Below are 17,919 nucleotides of genomic sequence, written 5' to 3'. Positions count from 1 at the left end.
CAATAAAACCTATGTTTTAAAATGACTTCTGTTGCGTACCAACAAACCCAATATCAATAAGCTGAACCAACCTACGCTACCGCCGCCACTGCTTCCACCACTCTCTTCGGTATTCCCTCCACTAGAGTTTGTGGGTACCGTAAAGCTCACTGCGTGAAGATGCTGATTGCCTTTTTCATCCGTCACTGTAAGTAAAATGGTATAACTTCCATCAGCAGCATAAGTGTAATCGGCAGGGCTTTCACCCGTTACCGTATTACCATCACCCATATCCCATGAGTAGTTCAATTCACCAAAGCCACCAGCGGTATTATTAGTTAATCGAACCGTTCTTTCATTATCACCCACTATCGCGATATCAAAGTCGGCAGCAATAGATATAACAACTTCAACGATACGGCTGTAGGTTGCAGTCTCACCATTAGAATCTGTCACTGTTAGGGTAACAACAAAACCGTCAGACGAGCTATAGGTGTGTGTAGGATTAACCACTGAACTCGTAGCATTAGCTTCACCAAAATCCCAAGCATAAGTGTAATCACCGTCGCCGCCTTGTACGCTGGCAGTAAAGTCGACTTTATATTCGCTGACAACTACGTCAAAACTCGCTTCAAGTGTTGTTTCACCTGGATTGGTAATAACAATATTGCGTTTAAATTCGACTGTTGCAGTATCACTATTAGTCGATTGTGCAGTGACACTCATTGTTAACCCAAGCTCGCGTAGCTCAAGCCCTGACTGAGGCTGTAACGGGGCACTATAATCTCGACTGTCATCAAATAAACTGACATTACTTAAATGAGCATCAGACTGATAAGTTGTTTGAGGATATAAACTAAAGCTGGCATCACGAATTTGCACGTCTGTTGAACCATTACTAATTATGTTTTGATCAGCATCCACTAGACCAATTAAGCCATAACCTGCATGTTCAGAAACGTTATTGTCTTCATAGTTTTCGTTTTCAAGCCAAAGTAATACGCCCGGCTCATAACCTATGTTCGCTAAACCTTCGTCAATACCTTGATAATTACGTAGCTGCACAATATAACGTTGTGGTTGTCCCGGTAAGCTATCGTCAATTCGCGCAAAACCGTCAACGACAACGGTATCAGCCGTTTCTGCGCCGTCTTGATAAACCGCACTACCTTGATGAGTAAGGGCAATATCATCAATGGTAATGCCGTAACCACCTACTGCTTCATCGGTAATATAGTTTATTTGAACTTGGACATTTTGACCTTCAAAAGCGGCTAAATCGTAAGTCAGTTCAACCCAAGAGTCGCTCCCACTAGCAGAGCTAATATTGCTTGATAAGCCTGAGATATAATGTGAAACCCCGCTATAAAGCGGATTCACCGCTGAGGTATGGTTACCAGCAACAGCAACACCATTAATTAATACTTGGGTGTAATCATAGTCAACTTCGATATCCCAGTGAGCTTGAAAAGATAACGATGAAGGTGCGCCAGTCGGCACATCAAGATTGAAACTCATGGTATTAGTCATCATATGACCTTTACCAGAATGATATTGATATTCACCTGTTAGTGGCTGTTTAAACTCAATAGCAGCTGTAGGCAGTGCAATTGATAGTTGATTCACTTCTTCTGCATTAACCGCAGACACTAGGTTGACAGATAAGCCTGTTTCACCAATATCTGCCCAGTTAATGGTTTGCTCGTTAACCCACTTCCCTTTATAGCGTTCTTGTAAATACGAACGAGCATAAGGGCTAAAGCCTGAAGGTCTGGTACCCGCTATATAGTTGCCATTTGTCGCTTGCCCAACCCAAGAGCCGCCCGACATTAAAGACCAACTTCCTACAGGAGAGCCTTCACCACCGCCACCTGAAATATCATATTCATCAGGCAAACCAAGATCATGACCAAACTCATGAGTTATCACACCGGTCGCTGAATCAATCGGTTGTACCGTATAACCGTAGACCTTCATTGAGGTTCCAGGCAAGGTACTACCAAATGAACTTGCGCCAACATAGTAACGATGAGACCAAATAGCATCGGTACCCAACACGCCACCACCGGCTTCTTCACCGACGCTTGAATGAAAAATAACGATGTGATCAATAATGCCATCAGGTTCATCTAGATTACCGTTATTATTGATGTCATAAGGGTCTTCAATATCGTATTGAGCTAACTCAGCAGTTGTCATTCCTGCAACTGCTTTTGTCACCGCTTCCATAACAAGTTCAGGAGCGGCTTTATCATCGTCATTAAAGTTAGCGTCGTTACCACCATAATAAGCAGCATTATTATCAGCGGTCACCCAGCCTTTAACTTCACCGTTAAAGGTAAAGGTGTCACCTGATGCTTGCTTGAAATACTGATAAGCCGTTTCTAAATTCTCACCATTAGGTCCGGTAAACCCTGAAGTTGAAAACAAAATGTCTTCATAATGCTCCACTGAATAATTACTGTAATACATGCCTGTATCAGCTGAAGTCAGCCTATTATTGTTATAGGGCAAATCTGGGAAGTCGACTAATACCGCCAGTACGTTCACGCTCTTTTTAATATCGCTATCGGCAAAAGTAGCCACTGATGCAGCATTCTGTTGCTGCTTAGCTCGAGCAATTTGTTCAACTCGTTTAGTTTGTTCAGCGGGTATCGCATGATTGTTACCGCGGGCTTTGCGAGTATAGTTAGCAACTGCAATTTGTTTTTCTGCATCAGATGCATCAGCACTTAATTCACCGCGTTTAGTAAGCCAATAAACAATCTGCTGGGGGTTGATAACGCCAGCATCTGCTGGTGATGTGTGCTTTAAAGGAGCAGCCCAAGAAGGTGCGCTTAATATTACCGCCAAAGTAAATGCTAAAGGAGTCATAACAGATAATTGGATTTGTGTAGATTTAATAGCCATAACTACTTCCCTTGTGTACATTTTTTGTAGGCATTGTTGCGTTTAGCAATATATTCATTAATGACCGTTTGCTGCTGCGCCTCTGTCATCTCAGGTGTGATATCACCACGCTTAAGTAAATTGTTTCTTATCCCTTGAGTATCAAGCAATGGTGGCATTGCACCACATTGCACCTTTGGCGGTTTTATATCAGTCGGCGAGTTTTGCACTGCTGTCTGGTGAGTACACGCCATTAAAGAACCGCTTAAAAGTATTGCTAAAATCCGTTTCATAATTCAACTTACATCAGTATAGATTAACCGAACATTAACAGTTATTACCAACGGGTTACAAATCGTTTATTAGCTTTTATCTACAGATTTACAGCGTCAATGTTTACACATGTAAACGGCAACTCAAAATTGCTCTAAAAACATATATTTAGCAGCCACTTACCCTCAAAAAACAAATACAAAAAAGGCCGCTACTGCGGCCTTAATGTACGAAAAATACCCTAACAGGGATCATTTATGTGTCTAAGCTGTACTTTTCATATAACTCGAAATACCGTCGAGGAACATTTGCACAGAAATCATTACCAGCACCATCCCCATAAGCCGCTCTACGGCTGTAAGGCCTTTTTCTCCTAGTATGCGAGTAAATACTTTATAAAATAGCAGAATGATTGCACTCACACCCCAAGCGACAAAAAGCGCAATAGTCCAATCAGCCATCCGAGAGCTATCACTGTGAGCAAGTAAAATGAGCGCGGCTAACACTGATGGACCAGCCATCAGCGGAATCGCCATTGGCACAATAAATGGTTCCTCACCCGCAGCAAGTCCCACTACGCCACCAGGTTGTGGGAATATCATCTTAATCGCAATTAAAAATAAGATAATACCGCCGGCTATACTGACTGACTCTTGGCGTAAATTTAGGAAATTAAGAATCGCTTCGCCAGCAAAGAGAAACAGCAGCATAATAGCGAGCGCAATCAATAACTCACGAATAAGCACTCGGCGACGTTTTTTAGGTTCGATATGCCTCAAAATTGATGCAAATATCGGTAAATTCCCTAAAGGGTCCATGATCAAAAACAACATCACGGCTGCTGAAAATATATCCATTACATTTAGTCTATTAATGATTAACAAAGAAGCGCTATTGTATACTTAATACAGTCATTTAGCAGGTATGAGCAGTTTAAATTTATCAATTTTATCTCGTGCTTTACCGTGTAAATTCTCATGATGTTCAATAATCAGGCTCAGCAAGTATTAAGTTAAATGGAATACTAGGATATACTTGATTGTTTTTTCCTGTTTCTTAGATTCTTTGGATTCCATGCTCTATCTAGTCGCTAGTTGTATCGCACTTTTATTCGGACCGCTTTTTTATCGCTACTTCTCATCAGGAAGTGGGCTACAAAAAGGCTTGGATGGATTTATCTTCGTCTCTTTAGGCGGGCTAGTCCTTATCCACATTTTGCCCGAATTACTTCACCATGGCGGGATCCTCACCTTATTATTTGTGGTATTGGGCCTTTGGGGGCCAACTGCCAGCGAACGCTTATTCCACCGTTACTCGGATATTACCCATAACGTCACCCTGACATTAGGTATTGGCGGACTACTTCTGCACACCATCACAGATGGCGGCGCTATGGTATTAGCGCAGCAAGAAGGTAATTCTATTCTATTAGCTTTGGGTGTGATCATGCACCGCTTACCAGTCGGCGTAGCTATTTGGTGGCTATTAAAACCTCAAGTAGGTACCCGATGGGCTAGCGCAGTCCTTGCCGCCATGATGGTATTAACAGGTATAGGCTACTTTGCTGGCGAACAACTTCTGCAGCACTTAAGTATCGACAACACGGTTTACTTACAAGCTTTTGTAACCGGCTCAATCTTACATGTTGTCTTACACCAGCCTCATGGTCACTCCGATGACGATCAACAGGGCCGCTACCAATATCAAGCCGGGATCGGAAGTTTGTTTGGGGTTGGATTACTCGCATTATTACTGTTTGTTGATACAGGCGGCCACGATCATGCCCATAGCCATGGTTCAGAACAGTTTATGACATGGTTACTGACCATTTCACCGATTCTAATTGTTAGCTATTTAATTGCTAGTGCTCGATTTAAAGCGGGTTTATCACCGCAAAATGACAGTTTAGCCAGTCGCTGGTTGCAACGTCTCGCTGGCCCTGAAGCTTTATTTATCACTTTACTATTGTTAGGTCCTTGGTTTGCATTGTATCAAGCAATAGGTTTGTTGTTTGTCGGCGCATTGTTGACCCTTGGAAAAGTTGAACTAACCGATCCTCACGAGAACTTACCGACATCAAGTTGGCGTTTTGGTTTTGCTCACCTTGTTGATAGAAGTGCCCCTTGGATTACATTAAGCCTCATTTTAGCCAATTTAATTGGTCATCCATCAGTGCACTTCGAAAACCCCGTACTGCAAGTGATGATATTAATGGCGGTATTTTTGCCAATGCGTTTTTGTAATCTTGGTGCAGCTGTTTTAGCACTTTCTTTAGCTTACAGCGGCTGGAGCAATGTAGCCGTAGCTTTTGTATTAATTGCGGCTCCTGTGCTGAGCATCAGTCAGCTTAAGTTAATGAATTGGCCGATGAGAGCGGCTTTGTCTGCAGTTTTAGCAATAGCACTATTATTTGCTTATTACTTATTAGGAGACTGGCATCAAGTATTAACTCTGCCAAATAGCGTTAATATTACTGCTGCGGTGATGGTTGGCGTAGTCTTTAGTGCCAGTTTATTGCGCTTAGGTCCAAGAGAATTCCTCAGTCGACTACTGATAAAGTTTAAAGGTCACAGTCATGAACACGATCATGACCACACTCATAACCACGCTCATAACCACAGCCATAAGCACGAACACAGTCATAAGCACCATCATTAACACATATGACATTTCTCGTTGTCGCGATTAACCCTGCGACAACGAGCCGCTCTACATAAAATGATAACGGCCACTTAATATCGGCCACTTATAGTGCCTAAAATAGTGCCAAAAACCGATTATCCCTTCTCCCATACTTAGCCATTAAGTTTTAGGTTATGATGTTTTATCATCCTATGCTGGTAGAGCTTATGTGCATCTTATTTATCGCTGTCGACATGCATCCCAAATGGCCTTTAATCGTCTGTGCTAACCGAGATGAGTTTCATCACCGCCCAACAGAACCTGCCCACTTCTGGCCAGCCACACCCAATTCAGCTGAGCCAGCCAATCTTTCATCGAAAGTTCTTGCAGGTAAAGATTTACAAGCGGGTGGCACTTGGTTGGGAGTCAATAAGCTGGGGCAGTTTTCCGCACTCACCAACATTCGCAACCTATCCGATAACGAAGGTATGCGCAGCCGTGGCGAATTAGTGCTAAAAGCATTATCAAATGACGGCAGCTTAACCGAGCAATGGCTCAAGCAACACAGCAACAACTACGGTTCATTTAACTTGGTGTATCAACAGAATGATAAATTATGGTGTTTTAACAGTGCAACTCATGAAAACTTGCCATTAGAAAAGGGATTTCATGCGGTCAGTAACGGTGCATTAGATGATGTTTGGCCTAAAATGGCCAAAGGGCAACAAGCACTAGAGCAACATGTGTTAAGTCATACAGAGCCTGATGTAGAACAAATGCTAGGGTTAATGCGTGATGAATCTGAAGCTGATGACACTAGCTTACCCAATACAGGGATTGGCCTCGAATGGGAAAGGCTACTATCTGCGATTTTTATCAAACACCCAGAATATGGCACTCGCTCTACCAGTGTTGTTATGCGGGATGTTCAAGGTAATATTGCATTTACCGAAGTGCGTTACGATGGTAAAGCAAGGAATTTAGGGCAACAACGATTCAGTATTAAGCCTGAATAGCGCTTGCCCTAACGATTGTATTTTATCACTCGATTAATCAGAAGAGTGATCGTGGGTAATGACCCATTTGTCATCAATGCGTTCAATTAACAGTGTAAATACGCCGCTTGGCTTGTCTTTAGCTCGCTCTAATGTCCAACGTCCAACCACTAGCGCTGCGTAGTTACTCAACATTTTTATTTCACGTACATTAAAACTTAGCTTTCCCATACTCTGCGAAGTTGGGTAACTGCGTTTATAGCTAGCTAATATTGAGTCCCAACCATAATTGTACTTCCCATTTGATACGAAGCGCAGCTTGTCACTGTTCCAATAACCCTGCATGTAAGCGTCGATATCACCGCTATTCCATGCCTTTTCTTGATTTGAGATGACTGAACGAATACGGTCTGTGGGAATGGCGCTGTCAGCATTAACTTCATCTAACGAAATTGGTACAGCATCATCAGGGTTAATATCAACGGCAGCAACCGGAGTGACTGGCGTAAATGTTTCTGGTTGCTTCTTCACTTCCTCGGCAGTGCTATTGACCACATCTGTCACATTGGCACTTTCAGGTTTAACTGGGTCGACTTCGGTTGAGGTTTGAGTTTGAGTCTGAGTCTGAGCATCAACAGCAACAGGCTTAATTGACCCGACTTCGACTTTCTCAGCTGATACCGGCTTTAGTGGAACTGACTTTAATGCTTGTTCAGTGACAGTTTCTGCAGATTGCTCATTCGTTGGCGCTGCAGTGGAGTTAGCATTTTCAGTCAGCGTTTCACTCGTTGGCTTATTGTCAGCTGCAATGCTCATCATTGAAAATAATAGGCAAAATACGCTAATACTGATTGTTGTATGGTGCTTCACACACTCTCCTTGCTGATTGCTTCCTAATTTCCCAATAAGAAATAAAGAATTGGCACTTTTGTATTACGGCAATGAATACGATAGGTTAGTTAATTATCGCATCATTGGCGTGCAAACTTTGTTTATAAATCTGACATCTTACGTATCGCTCGCCACTGTACTAAAGCAATATAATTTAGCTATTACTAGGGCCTGTTGATCTTTCAAGGTTATTTTTGCAGCGAATTGTTAGCCATTTATACAAGGCAGAGACTTTGTGGTGTAGTTATTCTACATAAAAAGTCGATAACGCAGTAAAAATCGCCAACAAACGCTGCCCAAAGGGTTCGACTAAAAGTGTTTTACTCTTTGTTGGATGAATTTTGCTTAGATGACTAGGCATCAATTCATCCGCCTCAATTAAAACGCTTTCATTTCGAACAAAACTTAACCAGCAAAGATCAGCAGGACCTAAATACTAGCAAAAATAATATTCGTAAAATATTTCATTATCTTATCGTTAGATTCTAGCGTATCAGATATAAATAAACTGGAAAATGATCCATGTTTCGTAAAATTAACTTATGGCTTCTTAAAATAATGGGCTGGCAGTTTGAAGGCAACGTATCTGCTGATGGACAGTTCATCATGGTTGTTGGGCCTCATACTAGCAACTGGGATTTTATTATTGGCATAATTGCCCGCTCAGCACTGGGAATGAACATCCACTTTTTAGGAAAACATCAATTATTTATTCCACCTTGGGGCTGGTTTTTCAAATGGCTAGGCGGCAGCCCTGTTGATCGCAGAAAAAACAATAATATGGTCGATGCTGCAGTACAGCTTTTTGAAACCAATAGTCACTACAAATTGGCATTAGCGCCAGAAGGGACTCGCAGTGCAGTCACTCGCTGGAAAACAGGTTTTTATCATATTGCCGTCAAAGCCAAGGTACCAATTATCACCGTAGGACTCGACTTCGCTCGTAAAACCATTGTGCTCAATACACCTATGGATACCAGTGATGATATGACAACTGATATGAATGCGATAATGGACTTTTTTCGTGGCATAACAGGTCATCACCCTAAGGTGGTCCCAGCATATGAACCTGCCAAAATTAAAAAGCCAAACTAGAGCGACCTAGCTTGGCTTTAAGTTTTTTAACTGACGACTCTATCGAAAATAATAAGCTTAGTGAACCTCAGGCTCGCTTTTAATACTGCGAATATCATTGCCTGTTGGATTTTGAAATGCTTTTAAGCCAAACTCAGGCAAAATGGCAAACACATGGTCAAAAATATCGGCCTGAATACCTTCATAAAATGCCCAGCGAGTATCATTGGTGAACACATACAATTCAATGGGCAAGCCTTGGGTTGTCGGTGCAAGCTGACGAACCATTAGTGTCATGTCAGTATGAAGCTTATTGTTGTTTTTAAGGTAAGCGTCTAAATAAGCCCTGAATGTCCCTATATTAGTCATACGACGACCATTAACAGGCATATCAAAATCACTCACTTGTTCATTTGAATGAGTGATTTCTGAAATTATTTTAGGGAAATAATCTTTAAGGTAATTGACCTTAGATAGTCGAGTCACTTCTTCATCAGATAAAAAATGAATGCTATTCACATCGATATTAATGGAACGTTTAATCCGGCGTCCACCCTTTTCAGACATGCCACGCCAGTTTTTAAAAGCATCTGATACCAGAGCGTAGGCAGGGATCATCGTAATGGTATTGTCCCAATTACGCACTTTAACCGTGTTGAGCGAGACTTCATCCACAGCACCATCGGCGCCGTATTTATCCATCTGGATCCAATCGCCTTTGCTCACCATACGGTTAGCCGCTAATTGAATACCTGCAACAAAGCCTAAGATGGTATCTCTAAATACCAACATGACTAAACCGGTTGCGACACCTAAGCCACTTAAAAAGTAAATAGGTGATTGATCAGCGAGCACTGATACTGAAATAATCGCCCCGATGAAAAACAAGAATAGTTTAAAAAGCTGAACAAAACTTTTAACCGGTAAGCGACGGCTAATCAATTGAACATCAGCAATCTCATTTGCGGCATCAAGACCGGCATAACATGCGCGGATGACAAATAGCACCACCATGACACTTAAGCCTCGATCCAGAACAACGCCCAAGAATTCTTGATGAGTTAACACAATCGGCACTAATAAATCGACAATTATGGCAGGTACCAATAAGGCGAGCTTTTCTAGCACACCGTAACGCATGAAAATATCATCCCAAGTCACGGTCGACTTTCGAATAACGGCATTTACGGCTTTAACGAAGACTTTTTTAGTTATGTAATACGCAATCGTAGCGATCACTAAACTGGCGAAGAGTAAAATAGAGGTGGCCACACCATCTGAAGGCTGGCTATTCACTCCAACGTCTAATAACCACTGAGAAATATTTGCGCGTAACTCGTTATCCACTCTTCATTCCTTATTTACTTAAACTTAAGCGGCCCAAAACCATTGGCTAAGATAACATATTTATTGTTTTAAACGATGACAATCAATTATATGACAAAACTTCATTAAGCCCCCCACCGCCACAAAACAAACTGACAACAACAATAAAACATTCCTTGATATCTGTCGTAAATGCACGAGCAAATATTGACCTAAGATTGCCAAAGCCTAACAATAGCAGCATCCAAACAGGTAGAGGTATTCTATGAAACAATTTTGGCTTGCTATCGCTCTTATTTTTGGCTTAGTGGCATTTAGCCAACAAGCTCAAGCAAACACAACCGATGATGAAGATACACAAAGCTACACCCCTTCAGTCGCATTATTAGTTGATTATATTGATACCCGTGGTGATATGTTTGGTGTCACTATTGCAGCTAGACATTTTGACCCTAGCTATGCTGATTGGGGATATTACATTGGTTATGCATGGGGCGATAAATACGATATTGACGTACCCGAGCCAGGTGAAGGCTATGCTAAAGAATATATGTGGCGCTTTGGTTTAAGCTACAGCTTAACCCAAGATTTAAGTCTATATGGTGGTGCCACAGTATTCGTTTATGAAGAAAATACCACAGATAATATTGTGCCATTTATCGTGGGCGCTGAACCTGTGTGGGAGCGTGACCGCGAAAAAGTATGGGGTGCTGAATTAGGTATTAGATACACCTTTATGGAAGGTTTTGTTATTGGTGCAGGTTACGACACCAGTGCTGAAGCGGCAATTATTTCAATTGGTCTAACGATGTAAGTTCATTTCAAGTAATAAAAAAGGACCCGAAGGTCCTTTTTTATTGACTAGAATCTACTCGCAAGCTTATTTAACGCTAATTAAAAGCTCGGTAATAGCCCAGCAGGCAAATAGCGATTAAAACTAGCTGTATAAAGCAAGTCAGTGGCGTTATCGATATCTGGGGCAAAGAAACGGTCTTTGTCATAATAATCAACCACTTCACGCAACTCCGCTTTGGCGCTTGCCACGGCATCACTTGGGGCTAAAGGCTTACGAAAATCGAGCCCTTGTGCTGCAGCAAGTAGCTCAACTGCTAGTACACCACGAGTATTCTCAGACATATCACGTAAGCGACGCGCAGCGAATGTCGCCATAGAAACATGATCTTCTTGGTTTGCCGAAGTCGGTAAACTGTCTACCGAAGCTGGATGAGCATAAGTTTTGTTTTCTGATGCTAGTGCCGCAGCTGTCACTTGGGCAATCATAAACCCTGAGTTTACTCCGCCATTTTCCACTAAGAATGGAGGCAACTTAGATAAGCTAGAATCAATTAACAATGCAATACGGCGCTCGGCAATTGAACCAAGTTCAGCAATAGCAATCGCTAAGTTATCAGCAGCCATGGCTACTGGTTCAGCATGGAAATTACCACCTGAGATAATGTCGCCAGTATCTTGAAATACTAATGGGTTATCAGTCACGCCATTAGATTCAACCGCCAATACTTCAGCGGCATGACGAATTTGAGTCAAACATGCGCCTAACACTTGCGGCTGACAACGCAGTGAATAAGGATCTTGTACTTTTTCACAATCAACGTGACTTGCACTGATTTCAGACTCATCACCCAGTAAATTACGGAAAATCGCAGCGGAATCAATCTGGCCTTTTTGACCGCGAGCAGCATGGATACGTGCATCAAATGGGCTACGACTGCCCATAGCAGCTTCAACACTCATTGCACCAATCACCGAACTAGCAGCAAATAAGTCTTCTGCATGGAATAAGCCTTCAAGCGCTAACGCCGTTGATGCTTGGGTGCCATTTAATAACGCTAAACCTTCTTTAGCAGCAAGCTCAATTGGTTTAAGCCCTGCAATTTCAAGCCCTTCTGCCGCGGTGATAATCTGGCCTTGGTAGCTCATTTCACCTTCAGCTAACATTGGTAAACACATGTGCGAAAGTGGTGCTAAATCGCCCGATGCACCCACTGAGCCCTTTTCAGGAATACACGGATAAACCCCCGCATTGACCAGCTGGATAAGGAAGTTAATCACCTCTAAACGAATACCTGAAAAACCACGGCTTAATGAGTTAATCTTTAACACCATCATCAAACGCACTGTCGCATCTTGCATGTATTGTCCAGTACCAGCAGCATGTGACAACACAATCGAGCGTTGTAGTAACTGTAAATCTTCCGGCGCAATTTTGGTGTTCGCGAGTAAACCAAAACCTGTGTTAATGCCGTAAACGGTGCGACCTTCATCCAACACCTGCTGAACTAAACCGGCGCTGGTGTTGATATCAGCTTTAGCTTCTTCAGCTAAGGTAATATGTACTGATCCACGGCCAATTTTACGTAACTGAGCTAATGATAAAGTACCTGGGTTTAGCAATAATCTATGTTGTGTCGCCGTCATTACTTCACTCCTTGCATTGGTAAATCAAGACCTTGCTCTTCAGCACAGTCAATCGCGATATCATATCCAGCATCAGCATGGCGCATTACGCCCGTAGCAGGGTCGTTCCATAACACTCGACCTAATCTTTGAGCCGCATCATCACTACCATCAGCGACAATCACTACACCAGAATGTTGACTGAAGCCCATACCAACGCCGCCACCATGGTGCAGAGACACCCAAGTAGCGCCACTTGCCGTATTCAATAGTGCATTCATTAATGGCCAATCAGATACTGCATCAGAGCCATCAAGCATTGACTCAGTCTCACGGTTTGGACTGGCTACAGAGCCTGAATCGAGATGATCTCGACCAATGACGATCGGCGCTGACAGCTCGCCGTTTTTAACCATTTCATTAAAGGCTAACGCTAAACGAGCACGGTCTTTCAGCCCTACCCAACAAATACGTGCAGGTAAGCCTTGGAACTCAATGCGCTCACGCGCCATATCTAACCAATTGTGCAAATGCGGGTTATCAGGAATAAGCTCTTTAACCTTGGCATCGGTTTTATAAATATCTTCAGGATCACCAGATAAAGCTACCCAGCGGAATGGGCCAATACCTTCACAAAACAGTGGGCGAACATAGGCAGGAACAAAGCCAGGGAAATCAAAGGCATTTTCAACACCTTCTTCAAATGCCATCTGACGAATGTTATTGCCATAATCGGTTGTTGCCGCGCCCGATGCTTGCAGTGCTAACATCGCTTTAACTTGAACAGCCATTGACTGTTTAGCCGCTTTAATCACAGCAGCTTCATCGGTGTTACGCATTTCAGCCGCTTGCTCTAACGTCCAGCCTTGAGGTAAATAACCGTTTAATGGATCGTGTGCTGATGTTTGGTCTGTGACCACATCTGGCGTTACACCGCGCGCAACTAATTCCGCAAAAATATCAGCAGCATTAGCTAATAAGCCTACAGATACAGGTTTACCTGAAGCATTCGCTTCATCAATCATGGCTAATGCTTCATCTAATGAAGTGGCTTTTTTATCGACGTAACGAGTACGTAGACGGAAATCAATACGAGTTTCGTCGACTTCACATGCCAGTACTGAGTAACCCGCCATGGTGCCAGCAAGCGGTTGTGCGCCGCCCATACCACCAAGACCACCTGTTAGAATCCACTTACCTGCAGCGCTACCATCAAAATGCTGGTTTGCCATGGCAACGAAGGTTTCATAAGTGCCTTGCACAATTCCTTGAGTACCAATATAAATCCACGAGCCTGCAGTCATTTGGCCGTACATGGCCAAACCTTTCTTATCAAGCTCGTTAAAATGTTCCCAATTAGCCCAATGTGGTACTAGGTTTGAGTTAGCAATAATCACTCGCGGCGCATTGCTGTGAGTTTTAAATACGCCGACAGGTTTACCCGATTGCACTAAAAGCGTTTCATCGTCTTCAAGACGCTGCAGTACTTCAATAATTTTGTCATAGCATTGCCAATCACGCGCAGCACGGCCAATACCACCGTACACCACTAAATCTTCAGGTCTCTCAGCAACGTCAGGATGTAAGTTATTCATCAACATTCGCATTGCCGCTTCGGTTAGCCAGCTTTTACACGCGAGTGTCGTACCGTGAGGCGCAATAATATTGCGGCTAGGGTCGTGTCTATTGTTCATGCTTTTTCCTTTTATTAATCTTCAACCGCAGCACTATTTATTATTGATATCAAACACTTGATATCTCATACCTAATGGCTTGTCGGTTTGACTTTCTTTTTTATAATTAATCACTTGTTATCGATTAAACGTTAAATGACCACCTAAGCTGAATTTACTGCCTGGGTGGGTTAATCGGGCAAAACTCACCACACCTTTACGGGACCAGGTGCGGCGTATAATTTGTAAACATGGCTCGGTTGCTGCTATCGCAAGTCGCTGCTGGGTTTGTTCACTGGCAATCACTGCTTCCACTGTGTGACGGGCCTCTGTCAGCGGTGCGACCTTAGATAAATATTCATGGGGAGTAAGCTGATTGAAATCTTGCTTTAAGTAATCAGGGATCATTGCAGGATTAACATAGCGTTCTTCTACTTGTAAGGGCTGATCTTGTTCGCAATGGACTAATACTGAGTAAAATACAGGGCTGCCTTCTTCTAATCCCAGTGATATCGCCACTGCGCCTTCTGCACTCACTTGTGATAACTCTAATTGCTTAACACTATATCCATGGCCACGATCTTTAATCTCATCGGCAATGTTACGAATAGCCAATAAAGAGGATTGTGATTTAAGCCCTGCCACAAACGTACCTAAACCTTGGCTTCGCTCTAACACACCGGACTCGACTAATTCTGTTAATGCACGGCGCGCCGTCATCCGGCTGCAATCCATTAAGTCAGTTAACTGATTTTCTGATGGCACGCGGTCATTCTCTTGCCATTCGCCAGATTCAATACGCGCTAAAATGTACTGCTTAATTAATTCAAATTTTGCTAGTGCCATCGTCTTATCCATTGGTGGTTATTTCATTCACCGTCATCGATGAACTTGTTTGTCACTGGGCTTTATTGCAGTAAACAACACCGATATCATGGTGACATTGATGTTTTAAACCACTGAGTGACTAAAAACTCGGCTTTCACCTTACCTTGTATATACAAGTAAAAACAAGTATTGTTTTGTCACTTTAATAATAAAAATTTACAGAGAACGGAGTTGCCATGTCGTGGGATCATGTTTGGATTGACGTCAATATCGCTACAATGGATCCAACAAATTCAGCCGCTTATGGTGCAATTGCCGACGCCGCTTTAGCAGTAAAAGATGGCAAAATTGCTTGGATTGGACAGCGTAAAGATTTACCTGAATTCGATGTGTTTGATATCCCTGTCTATCGCGGTAAAGGTGGCTGGCTAACTCCAGGATTAATTGATGCACACACCCACTTAGTCTTTGCAGGTAGCCGCGCCAATGAGTTTGAAATGCGCCTCGAAGGCGCCAGCTATGAAGATATTGCTCGCGCTGGCGGCGGTATTATTTCTACCGTAAAAGCCTGTCGTGAAGCCGATGCAGCAGAATTATTTGAGTTAGGCCGTCAACGCTTAAATGCCTTAGCCAAAGAAGGTGTCACCACCGTTGAGATAAAGTCTGGTTATGGCCTAGATACCGAGACTGAAATCAAACTTTTGAAAGTGGCCCGCGAGCTTGGCAAACATCATCATGTCGATGTGAAAACCACCTTCCTTGGTGCTCATGCGATTCCGCCTGAGTTTAAAGATAATGTTGAAGGCTATGTTGACTTAGTCATCAACGACATGCTGCCTGCTGTTATCGAGCAAGGTTTAGCTGATGCCGCTGACGCTTTTTGTGAAAATATCGCCTTCAACTTAGACCAAACCGAGCGAGTACTCACTGCCGCGAAAGATGCGGGACTTGAAATCAAACTCCATGCAGAGCAATTATCCAATATGGGCGGTTCAGCTATGGCAGCAAAGCTTGGCGCTAAATCGGTGGATCATATTGAATACTTAGATGAAGCTGGCGTAAAAGCATTAGCAGCCAGTGGCACTTGCGCGACTCTATTACCCGGCGCATTTTATTTTTTACGTGAAACCCAAGTGCCGCCCATTGAGTTATTACGTCAACACCAAGTGCCAATAGTTGTAGCAAGTGATTTTAACCCTGGTTCATCACCGATTTGCTCCACTTTACTGATGCTAAATATGGCTTGTACTTTATTTAGATTAACTCCAGAAGAAGCACTGAAAGGTACTACGATAAATGCAGCAAAAGCACTAGGTATTGAACAAAACTTAGGGGTACTTTCTGAAGGAATGCAGGCAGACTTCTGCTTATGGGATATCACTACCCCAGCACAACTTGCCTACTCATACGGCGTCAACCCATGCAAAGAAGTGATTAAGAATGGCCAGCTGGTGCATCAATGATTGCGCTTTTCAGTGGAAAATAAAAAGCCGACGAAATGTCGGCTTAGTTTTGGTAAGTTGTGTTGCTAGATACTGTTGCTAATCAAAAGAGCTAGCACTATTCAAGCTCATGAACAGGAAGCCAGTTCACTTTTACACCCGCTTGAAGAAACATATCTTGGCTGACTTTAATCTTATCGCCCCACCGTGACAAAAAGTCTTCGCTCTGCTCAGGACAGAAAACTGCTGTTATCCCAGTTTGAATGATTTTGGCTGCGCAGTTAGGGCATGGGAAATGGGTAACCCAAATATCACAACCATCTAAGTCTCGCTTTGCAAACAGAATGGCATTTTCTTCTGCATGAAGGGTTTTAAGTAACTTCATATCTCGATCATCGGTCTCTGCACTATCCGAAATTCCATGAGGATAGCCATTAAAACCCACTGACACGATACGATTATGCTTGGTAATAACAGCGCCGACTTGTGTTGACGGATCTTTACTCCATGAACCGACAAGCTCAGCCATCTGAAAGAATCGTTTTGCCCATTTTGAAATCATAGCCTGTACCCTTTGAGTTACTGATTCAATTATCACTACATCGTTTATTCATAATACCTAAACTGAACAGTATTGGCAGCTATTAACGTTGTAATATCATTGATTTGAGTAATCCTCATCTTTGTTGTTCAAATTGACTAGCCATCAGACCTAATAAAGCTTAGGATCTTGGTCAAGCATATTTAAGGATTGGAGTACGTAGACATTATGGGTATTAGAGCGATTATCGTAGATACAGCTGGCACCACGACTGATCTAGATTTTATTCAAGATGTACTATTCCCGTATTCAAAGAACGCTATGGGTGATTTTCTTGAGAAAAATCAACATAACCCATTAGTTGAATACTGTATTAGCGACGTTCGTGACCTTGCATTAGAACAAGATGCATCTATTGAACGCGTAACAGAAATCCTATCACTTTGGATTGATGAAGACCGTAAAGCCACTCCGCTTAAAACCCTTCAGGGCCTTATTTGGAAGCAAGGCTACGCAAGTGGTGAGTTCACTGGTCACATTTACCCTGACTTCATTGATGCTATTCCACATATTGAAGCTGCTAACATCCGTATTTATAGTTTCTCGTCTGGCTCAGCTGAAGCGCAAAAAATGCTATTCAGCCACAGTGACGCTGGTGACTTAACGCCTAAATTCAGTGGCCACTTTGATACTCGTACGGGTAACAAATTAGATAAGCAAGCCTACTGCAATATTCTAAACACGATCAGTTTAAGTCCAAAACAGGTTCTGTTTGTCTCTGATGTCGTAGAAGAGTTAAAAGCAGCTGATGCGGCAGGATTACATACTGTCCAGATGGTGCGTTTTGATAATCAGAAAACCGCTAAATTCACTCAAATTAGTGATTTTTCAGCACTGAAAATTGATTAATATACTTAAACAATTTTAGCGATAAAAAAACGACCTACATGGTCGTTTTTTTGTGCCTC

At 42.6% G+C, this 17,919-nt stretch carries 15 protein-coding genes; 6 read left to right on the top strand and 9 right to left on the bottom strand.

Annotated elements, in window-relative coordinates:
- Positions 1-9 precede the first annotated feature (9 nt).
- The 3 genes from L2735_RS13080 to L2735_RS13070 all read right to left on the bottom strand — a co-directional run bounded on the left by L2735_RS13080 (position 10) and on the right by L2735_RS13070 (position 3,998).
- On the bottom strand, positions 10-2,889 hold the full coding sequence (locus L2735_RS13080) for an immune inhibitor A domain-containing protein (protein ID WP_248985124.1): 2,880 nt from the start codon (positions 2,887-2,889) through the stop codon (positions 10-12).
- A 2-nt stretch (positions 2,890-2,891) separates the two neighbouring features.
- Positions 2,892-3,161, bottom strand: a complete 270-nt coding sequence (locus tag L2735_RS13075; protein ID WP_248985123.1) for a hypothetical protein — start codon at positions 3,159-3,161, stop codon at positions 2,892-2,894.
- 243 nt (positions 3,162-3,404) lie between these two features.
- Positions 3,405-3,998, bottom strand: coding sequence for a YhgN family NAAT transporter (locus tag L2735_RS13070; RefSeq protein ID WP_248985122.1), 594 nt, complete (start codon positions 3,996-3,998; stop codon positions 3,405-3,407).
- A 217-nt stretch (positions 3,999-4,215) separates the two neighbouring features.
- Between L2735_RS13070 and L2735_RS13065 the strand changes: the two genes are divergently transcribed.
- Positions 4,216-5,799, top strand: coding sequence for a metal transporter (locus L2735_RS13065; RefSeq protein WP_248985186.1), 1,584 nt, complete (start codon positions 4,216-4,218; stop codon positions 5,797-5,799).
- Positions 5,800-5,990: 191 nt separating this feature from the next.
- Positions 5,991-6,779 (top strand): NRDE family protein, encoded by a 789-nt coding sequence (locus tag L2735_RS13060; RefSeq protein WP_248985185.1) that lies wholly within the window; start codon positions 5,991-5,993, stop codon positions 6,777-6,779.
- 33 nt (positions 6,780-6,812) lie between these two features.
- On the opposite strand, the gene L2735_RS13055 is transcribed toward L2735_RS13060, so the two are convergent.
- A complete protein-coding gene (locus L2735_RS13055) occupies positions 6,813-7,235 on the bottom strand; it encodes a YybH family protein (protein WP_248985184.1) in 423 nt (140 codons plus the stop codon).
- A 936-nt stretch (positions 7,236-8,171) separates the two neighbouring features.
- On the opposite strand from L2735_RS13055, the gene L2735_RS13045 reads away from it, so the two are divergent.
- Positions 8,172-8,744 (top strand): lysophospholipid acyltransferase family protein, encoded by a 573-nt coding sequence (locus L2735_RS13045; protein ID WP_248985121.1) that lies wholly within the window; start codon positions 8,172-8,174, stop codon positions 8,742-8,744.
- Positions 8,745-8,801: 57 nt separating this feature from the next.
- On the opposite strand, the gene L2735_RS13040 is transcribed toward L2735_RS13045, so the two are convergent.
- Positions 8,802-10,070, bottom strand: a complete 1,269-nt coding sequence (locus L2735_RS13040) for a mechanosensitive ion channel family protein (RefSeq protein ID WP_248985120.1) — start codon at positions 10,068-10,070, stop codon at positions 8,802-8,804.
- A gap of 244 nt (positions 10,071-10,314) precedes the next feature.
- Between L2735_RS13040 and L2735_RS13035 the strand changes: the two genes are divergently transcribed.
- The gene (locus tag L2735_RS13035; RefSeq protein WP_248985119.1) at positions 10,315-10,863 is read left to right on the top strand and encodes a TonB-dependent receptor; all 549 of its coding nucleotides are present in this window, start codon (positions 10,315-10,317) and stop codon (positions 10,861-10,863) included.
- Between the two features lie 80 nt (positions 10,864-10,943).
- Here L2735_RS13035 and hutH read toward each other — a convergent pair whose 3' ends face one another.
- From hutH to hutC, 3 genes are all read right to left on the bottom strand, one after another.
- Entirely contained in the window at positions 10,944-12,488 is a 1,545-nt protein-coding gene (gene hutH / locus L2735_RS13030) for a histidine ammonia-lyase (RefSeq protein ID WP_248985118.1), read from the bottom strand.
- Complete coding sequence (hutU, locus tag L2735_RS13025; protein WP_248985117.1) at positions 12,488-14,161, bottom strand: urocanate hydratase; 1,674 nt, start codon at positions 14,159-14,161, stop codon at positions 12,488-12,490. The genes hutH and hutU overlap by 1 nt, the downstream gene beginning before the upstream one ends.
- A 117-nt stretch (positions 14,162-14,278) precedes the next feature.
- Complete coding sequence (gene hutC, locus L2735_RS13020; RefSeq protein ID WP_248985116.1) at positions 14,279-14,986, bottom strand: histidine utilization transcriptional repressor HutC; 708 nt, start codon at positions 14,984-14,986, stop codon at positions 14,279-14,281.
- A 218-nt stretch (positions 14,987-15,204) separates the two neighbouring features.
- Here hutC and hutI point away from each other — a divergent pair, with 218 nt between their 5' ends.
- Positions 15,205-16,431, top strand: a complete 1,227-nt coding sequence (gene hutI / locus L2735_RS13015) for an imidazolonepropionase (RefSeq protein ID WP_248985115.1) — start codon at positions 15,205-15,207, stop codon at positions 16,429-16,431.
- Positions 16,432-16,528: 97 nt separating this feature from the next.
- Here hutI and L2735_RS13010 read toward each other — a convergent pair whose 3' ends face one another.
- The gene (locus L2735_RS13010) at positions 16,529-16,972 is read right to left on the bottom strand and encodes a dCMP deaminase family protein (RefSeq protein ID WP_248985114.1); all 444 of its coding nucleotides are present in this window, start codon (positions 16,970-16,972) and stop codon (positions 16,529-16,531) included.
- A gap of 207 nt (positions 16,973-17,179) precedes the next feature.
- Between L2735_RS13010 and mtnC the strand changes: the two genes are divergently transcribed.
- Positions 17,180-17,860, top strand: coding sequence for an acireductone synthase (mtnC, locus tag L2735_RS13005; RefSeq protein ID WP_248985113.1), 681 nt, complete (start codon positions 17,180-17,182; stop codon positions 17,858-17,860).
- Positions 17,861-17,919 lie beyond the last annotated feature (59 nt).

Origin of the sequence: Shewanella olleyana, from assembly GCF_023283825.1 — a bacterium.
Lineage (GTDB): Bacteria > Pseudomonadota > Gammaproteobacteria > Enterobacterales > Shewanellaceae > Shewanella > Shewanella olleyana.
This window is presented reverse-complemented; position numbering and strand designations above follow the sequence as displayed.

Excerpts from the sequence above, each read along its gene's own strand:
- L2735_RS13080 (WP_248985124.1), bottom strand. The coding sequence starts at position 2,889 with ATGGCTATTAAATCTACACAAATCCAATTATCTGTTATGACTCCTTTA.
- L2735_RS13010 (WP_248985114.1), bottom strand. The coding sequence starts at position 16,972 with ATGATTTCAAAATGGGCAAAACGATTCTTTCAGATGGCTGAGCTTGTC.
- L2735_RS13070 (WP_248985122.1), bottom strand. The coding sequence starts at position 3,998 with ATGGATATATTTTCAGCAGCCGTGATGTTGTTTTTGATCATGGACCCT.
- L2735_RS13065 (WP_248985186.1), top strand. The coding sequence starts at position 4,216 with ATGCTCTATCTAGTCGCTAGTTGTATCGCACTTTTATTCGGACCGCTT.
- L2735_RS13045 (WP_248985121.1), top strand. The coding sequence starts at position 8,172 with ATGTTTCGTAAAATTAACTTATGGCTTCTTAAAATAATGGGCTGGCAG.
- hutI (WP_248985115.1), top strand. The coding sequence starts at position 15,205 with ATGTCGTGGGATCATGTTTGGATTGACGTCAATATCGCTACAATGGAT.
- mtnC (WP_248985113.1), top strand. The coding sequence starts at position 17,180 with ATGGGTATTAGAGCGATTATCGTAGATACAGCTGGCACCACGACTGAT.
- hutH (WP_248985118.1), bottom strand. The coding sequence starts at position 12,488 with ATGACGGCGACACAACATAGATTATTGCTAAACCCAGGTACTTTATCA.
- L2735_RS13035 (WP_248985119.1), top strand. The coding sequence starts at position 10,315 with ATGAAACAATTTTGGCTTGCTATCGCTCTTATTTTTGGCTTAGTGGCA.
- L2735_RS13060 (WP_248985185.1), top strand. The coding sequence starts at position 5,991 with ATGTGCATCTTATTTATCGCTGTCGACATGCATCCCAAATGGCCTTTA.
- L2735_RS13075 (WP_248985123.1), bottom strand. The coding sequence starts at position 3,161 with ATGAAACGGATTTTAGCAATACTTTTAAGCGGTTCTTTAATGGCGTGT.
- hutC (WP_248985116.1), bottom strand. The coding sequence starts at position 14,986 with ATGGCACTAGCAAAATTTGAATTAATTAAGCAGTACATTTTAGCGCGT.
- hutU (WP_248985117.1), bottom strand. The coding sequence starts at position 14,161 with ATGAACAATAGACACGACCCTAGCCGCAATATTATTGCGCCTCACGGT.